Here is a 302-nt window from a genome sequence, read left to right on the forward strand (position 1 = left end):
ACTGACGCCGGCCCCGTTCAACGTCCGCACCCGCGTGCACGAGTACGGCGGCGGCGCCACGCTCGTCGCGGACAGCCACATCTGGTTCTCGAACTTCGCCGACAACCGCGTCTACCGCCTCGACCGCGCGGGCAGCGGCGAGCCCATCCCCGTCAGCGCGGGCGGCGGCGAGCGCTGGGCCGACTTCGTGCTGGACCGCGCGCACCGGCGCCTGATCGGCGTGCGCGAAGACCACTCTGCCGGCGGCACGTATCCGGATAACACGCTGAGTGCACTCGGCGCTGACGGCACGGTCACCACGC

General features: G+C 72.5%; 1 pseudogene. It reads left to right on the top strand.

The features are described 5' to 3' along the window. A pseudogene (locus tag ACEN88_RS35125) lies at positions 1-302 on the top strand (S9 family peptidase); the annotation flags it as partial.

The sequence above is a fragment of the Massilia sp. CT11-108 genome, from assembly GCF_047302915.1.
In the GTDB taxonomy this organism is placed as follows: domain Bacteria; phylum Pseudomonadota; class Gammaproteobacteria; order Burkholderiales; family Burkholderiaceae_D; genus Telluria; species Telluria orientalis.